We start from the raw sequence: 5,576 nt of genomic DNA, 5'->3' as shown, positions 1-5,576 counted from the left end.
ATTCAGCGTACCACTACAGTTCCCATATCTGTTGAAAATGGATTATCATACTCCATAGATTTTCTAAAAAACTCATTGTTTAGATGGAAGCCACAACCATTCTTGCCTAGACAAATTAGCTCTACTGTAATCTTCCCATCTGGCCATTTTAAATAAGCTAAACGTTTATCATCTTGTTTCATCGCTCTTTCCTTATTATTGGTTGAGTGGGTGTAGTGCTACGCTGTATTAATAAATTAACATTGCCTTCAGAGTAATCGTCGAGGATATCTACCCTTATCATTCTTTTTTATAATGCGTTCACAATGTGCATCCCAAAGAGCCTCTGGAATAAACGAACGAGCCTCGCTATCACTTTCAAGTGCTTGATAGCATATAGGACTATCGATTAATTCCCTCGGAACATACTTGATTAGATAGCCATTCCCCCTAGCGGTTAATGCTTTGTAACATATGTCATAGTCGATGAACTCCTCAGGCAACCATTGTAAAAAAATGCCATTAAACTCTATAAGCTTTTTATAGTGCCAAGATTTAAGTAAGGATTTGGGCAAGGCCGAGTAAAACTGATTGTACAAAAGCACTTCTTCATCTCTGAAGTACAAAACTTGGTCATCTGAAGAAAATGTAAAGTCAATAAAATCTTGATCGATATGGACACTAGGGACGTAAAGCACAGCGTCAATCATATCACTGACAGCCATTAAACAGAGTTCTCGTGTTTTTAAATGTTCAGGAATGAACTTCAGATAGTCACCACGAATACTTACAGTTTTATATGCGACTTCTAAAGTAAAGTCCTCACTTTGTAAATACTCCATTTTTGTATACCGACTTTCCAGTTGATTGCAGATAATTGCTAAATCACTCATGTGTTTGTTGTCTGGGTCTTGTATGAAAAAGTTGTCTTTTATTGTATTCATTGTTAGTCCTTACCTGTTTCGTTAAAGACATTATTGATTCGATTTATAGACAAGACTAGATGTTGAAATGATCAAGCGTCATATCATGTCGCTTGATGTTCAACTAGAAGATATTTAAGTATATACTGCTGATAAAACAGATAATCTGGATTTTACGATGAATTCAAAATCTAACCCGAGTAGCGTTAGAAAGCTGGCTATTCTCTCTAAACTCAGTCGCCATCCTGTAACAGCACCAGAGCTTATGGAGCAGCTTTCAACAGAAAATATCAGCGCTTCATTACGAACTATTCAGCGTGATTTAATCGAACTTTCTGAGCTATTCAGCCTGGTCAACGATGGTAGCAAGCCAAAAGGTTGGTATTGCGAGAATCCAGAAGGCTTGCCATTTTCAAAGATGGATCTGACGACAGCCGTTACGTTTATCATGGTTGAAAAATACCTTTATCCGTTGCTCACAAAGTCAATGCAGCATTCGCTCAATAGTTATATTTTTAAATCAAAGGCGTTTTTGGTTGAGCAAAACCTCCGAAAAAAAAGATTATGGAACCACAAAATAGTGGCGATAAATAGCGGATTTCAACTGCTACCTCTCTATAGAAACTGCGATGATTTAGAAGTATTGTATCAAGCTGTATTACAAGAAAAATGCTTGAGGCTGGATCACCAATCCATCTCTAGAAGTAATTCTAAGCGATACGATTTCCATCCGTATGGTGTAGTTATTAGAGGTGAACGAACGTATCTCATCGGGCATTTTGATGGTCGGCAACAAACCGTCAAACTATTAACGCAGCGTATTACTAACCCTGTGCTTAGTAACCTCACTTCACAAATTCCTTCAGATTTTAATCTTAGTGACTTTATTGATTCTGGACAATTGGAAGAGCAAGCAACTCAATCCAACGAAATGATAATGATTAAGTTGTGGATTGATGATGTTTTAAAAAGATTGCTTGAAGAAACGCCGTTGAGTTTATGTCAAGAATTCGATAACGATACGGGAGGTTATATTGTTACGGCACAAGTCACTGATACGATTGGTTTCCGTGGATGGTTATTATCGATGTGTAATCGTGCCACGGTGCTTGAACCACTTTACTTGCGAGAGCATATTGAACAAACACTTATGGCCGCAGTTGGTCACTATAGAAGAGGTCAAAATTAATGGATTCTGTGATAAGAGATGTAACCGAAAGCATCAAAGCGACAGCAAAAGAGCTAGAGCGACATTTAAAGGTTAATACCCCTGTAATGAATTCAGATAAAAATGGTATTCCAGAAGCAAATCTGACCTTTCATTTTTCACATCAATGCTTGCTTAAAGGGTGGTTAATTTTCCCAGAAGCTAGTAATTTTACTTATCATAATAGTAGCAAAGCACGAGAAAGAGTTGATTTGAATGTGATAGATACAGACAAATTTACTTTAACTGTCGAAGCGAAAAAATTTTTTGATGCCACATCAGGTAAACAGATAATTGCGGATTTTGAAAGATCGGCAAACATTGAATACGACCATCAATATGACCATCTCCCTCACTACTCATTGTTATTAGCTGTGACAGAAAAAAAAGACTGGGAAGATTGGTGGTTGCACAGTCAGAAAAACTACACAAACAGCAGCAACACTTGGGTGAATCTCTCTCAAATACTCGAAGGTGAAGATATGGAGAAATCATCCTGTGTCATGGATGACGATAGAAAGAAGCACTACTTGCTATACGCCGTTAAACGAGTTCGTTGATGTTCTCCTTACTAGTTAACCACGGATCGGATTTATTATACATGACTATGCTGCTTTCCATATCTGAGCTAATTTATGAGCTTCAAATTTATATAAATCCGTAACAAGGTTTTGTCCAAAAGCTTCTCAGTTTGAATTTTTACCCGTGGCACTTTCTAACAAGAAAGTGCCCCAAGGCGTGTTTAGAACGCAAGAGACCATCATGAGAATTATTTGTGAAACAAGCTGTTTCCCAATTGCCCAACAGGCTGTTGGACAAACTCTCGGACTCAATTGTGCAAGAGGTCCTTGCACAATTGCGAAACAACCTGTTTCGTGAATTATTTCTGCCCCAAAATCAGCTAGACCAAATACTCTACAAGATCTGTGTCGTTCATTTTACCCTACAAAAAGTTATCCTATATGATGCAACTCAACACGATTTGACCTTTATTATGATTATTTGACCTGTCAGGTTGCCTATTTAATTGGTTTAATCATCAGATCCTCTTGCTGAGGATAATAAACCACTGAAAATATTGTTAATATCCTTTTTATTTATCAGTGAAGTCGACTCCCATGAGATATGAATCCGCTCCTGTAGCTCCAGAAGAAAGACAAGAAACCACAACAGAACGTGCAGTACGTCAACATCGAGAACGTCAGGAAGAGCTGAGATATACCGCGAGCGATGAGAAACGATGGGCTGAAAATAGAGAGCGTGTTCTTGCTGAACGCGAAGCTGCCCAACAAGCTTACGACCTAACAGAAAAAGAATGGAACGATGATTTACAAAAGCAAGCTAAAGAATATCAGTGGGACACCTCTCGACAAGAGAACGTGAGTATTGCGGTACTGACTGTTGAAGAAGGTAACGAGTATTTAGACTTGCTCATCAAAGACTCGCATGGACAGCTTTCGAATGGCAAGGACTACACTGGCGTAGGTATGGGGCTTAGAGGCGCTTATGAGGTCGCTAAAGAGCTTGGCGGTTGGGGGGCAACCGCTAAAGCTGTCAATATCAATGGTGTAATGAATATTGTGGTTGAGAACTACAAGCCTAAATATTTAGACCTAGGTATCCGTTGGCAAGAAGCAACACCACAATTGCTTAAAATTGGTCACGCCCTAAATACCGTTCAAGGCAATGTCAGTTTCTTGAAAGGCAACATCTATGTAGAGCTTGTGTTTAGTGGTGCGGTTAATGCAGTTAACTACATTTTACATGATGAAAAAACGCTAGGTGAAGTGGTCGGCCAATTTACAGCGGATATATCTAAAGGTGTGGTTGCAGGCGTAATAGCTCAAGGTGCTACTTTAGTATTAAGAGCTGGATTAACCCTAGCGTTTGCTACCCCGCCTACAGCATTGTTACTAGGTTTCTTTGCCATAAGTGCATTTTACATTGGTAAGAAAGTATCTGAAGTAGATGACAAATATAGATATACTGAACCAATGAAAAAAGAAGTAGAGAGATTAATTGATGAAAATTAACCGCTTAAAGGCATTTGCTTTCTGTTTGATTTTTTCATCACTTTTTCTGCTATCGGCTCACGATGTTATGGGGGTGTTTGATGCACATAAACTGCTTCATGATAAAATAGTCGTAAGTGGGGCGATTAATGATGCTTCTACATTTGCTTTTTCTTGGGCAATGTTTGTTATGTCTGTATTCATGGTCATCTGCCTGATTACAGGGGAAAAGCTCCTCTGGATACCCAAGATATTTATAATCATTCTTGGGAGTATAACTGTATTAGCTTTTCTAACTGGCTGGAAGGTAAATGGAGCATTGAAGGTAAAACTTCATGAGAAAAGCTATATCGAATGCACCTCTGAACAAGAACTCACATTAAAATCCTCAAGTCGGACGTATGTTTTAGACCCTAGCTTGTGTGATTAAATTATTTTTCATGCTCTTGGCACAAGCTACTCTGTTAGCGTATGTACGCGTCATGCGCTAACTCTCCCAAAGCTATTATTCAATACTTGAAGTTATCCATTAATTGCTAATATTCTATTTGTCGTAACGCATTTTTGTCCAAAAGCGTCTCAGCTTGAATTTTCCCGTGGCATTTTCTAACTAGAAAGTACCTCTTACAATTTAGATTAGTTACTCATTCACATCCTGTTCTTTCTACTTAACTCGACTCAAATTTATATCGATAATTTGAGCTTTCTTTATTACAATATCACACTCGGCGACAACAGAATTATTGATGTTAAACAGCACGTTGGCGGTAAATGAATGAAATTAGCTTATCTTTATATTCAAGAACACAAAGCACTGAAAGATATTGACATACCAATCAATGGGTCCCATAAATGTCATTATTCAAATGAGCTACTAACCGTAAAATTCACTCCAAACAACCTTGACTATTATCAAGGATTAGCCTGTAGTGCAATCATTGGTAAGAATGGGGTTGGCAAAAGTACAATCCTCGACTTTATAGAGGCTGCACATGCAGGGACAGACTCTAGCGGAATGATTGTGTGGTTTGATAACATCACATCAAATTATCACATCTGCCTTGTTAATATGTATTTAAACACTTCATCAGTATTAAGTAACCATGACTTTGTGTTTGAAGAAGACTTATCACGGTTTGTTCATCGACATAAGATAAAATTGGTTAAGGCAAATAATCTGACTGGTGTAGAAGCTAATGATTTCTCTATTAAAAGAAAAGCAAACTCTTTTATATATGACATGTCACTATCACAATATGCGAAGGGAAGCAAAAGAGTTGTCGCACAGCGAACTAATAGATTAATACGCTACTTTAATTCTAGAGCATCGTTCAAAAGTGTAGAACAACCAAAAATTCAATTTACATTTAAATTTAACTCATCATCAACAGCTTATTTAAATTCATTGCTAAAAGATGAAGAATTTACATCTAAATATATAGAGTCATCTGATGA

7 protein-coding genes are annotated in these 5,576 nt (G+C 37.7%); 5 read left to right on the top strand and 2 right to left on the bottom strand.

From position 1 onward, the window contains the following. Positions 1–2 precede the first annotated feature (2 nt). Positions 3–182 carry a hypothetical protein gene (locus AB4517_RS22705; RefSeq protein WP_372150119.1) on the bottom strand — a complete coding sequence of 60 codons (180 nt, stop codon included), beginning with the start codon at positions 180–182 and terminating at the stop codon, positions 3–5. Between the two features lie 66 nt (positions 183–248). After that, positions 249–923 carry a hypothetical protein gene (locus tag AB4517_RS22700; protein WP_372150117.1) on the bottom strand — a complete coding sequence of 225 codons (675 nt, stop codon included), beginning with the start codon at positions 921–923 and terminating at the stop codon, positions 249–251. Positions 924–1,080: 157 nt separating this feature from the next. Between AB4517_RS22700 and AB4517_RS22695 the strand changes: the two genes are divergently transcribed. The 5 genes from AB4517_RS22695 to AB4517_RS22675 all read left to right on the top strand — a co-directional run. After that, positions 1,081–2,091: a helix-turn-helix transcriptional regulator gene (locus AB4517_RS22695; RefSeq protein WP_372150115.1), complete on the top strand. Its 1,011-nt coding sequence runs from the start codon at positions 1,081–1,083 to the stop codon at positions 2,089–2,091. Then, the gene (locus tag AB4517_RS22690) at positions 2,091–2,669 is read left to right on the top strand and encodes a hypothetical protein (RefSeq protein ID WP_372150112.1); all 579 of its coding nucleotides are present in this window, start codon (positions 2,091–2,093) and stop codon (positions 2,667–2,669) included. The genes AB4517_RS22695 and AB4517_RS22690 overlap by 1 nt, the downstream gene beginning before the upstream one ends. Before the next feature lie 558 nt (positions 2,670–3,227). After that, positions 3,228–4,142: a hypothetical protein gene (locus AB4517_RS22685; RefSeq protein WP_372150109.1), complete on the top strand. Its 915-nt coding sequence runs from the start codon at positions 3,228–3,230 to the stop codon at positions 4,140–4,142. Then, entirely contained in the window at positions 4,132–4,551 is a 420-nt protein-coding gene (locus AB4517_RS22680; protein WP_229647365.1) for a hypothetical protein, read from the top strand. Before AB4517_RS22685 ends, AB4517_RS22680 begins: the two co-directional genes overlap by 11 nt. A gap of 345 nt (positions 4,552–4,896) precedes the next feature. Further along, positions 4,897–5,576 (top strand): hypothetical protein (locus AB4517_RS22675; protein WP_372150106.1); only part of this gene is annotated, 680 nt, incomplete at its 3' end.

Source organism: Vibrio sp. 10N.222.52.C3, from assembly GCF_041474195.1.
GTDB classification, from domain to species: domain Bacteria; phylum Pseudomonadota; class Gammaproteobacteria; order Enterobacterales; family Vibrionaceae; genus Vibrio; species Vibrio crassostreae_C.
The sequence above is the reverse complement of the archived record's forward strand: the minus strand, read 5'-3'. Positions and strand labels throughout refer to the sequence as shown.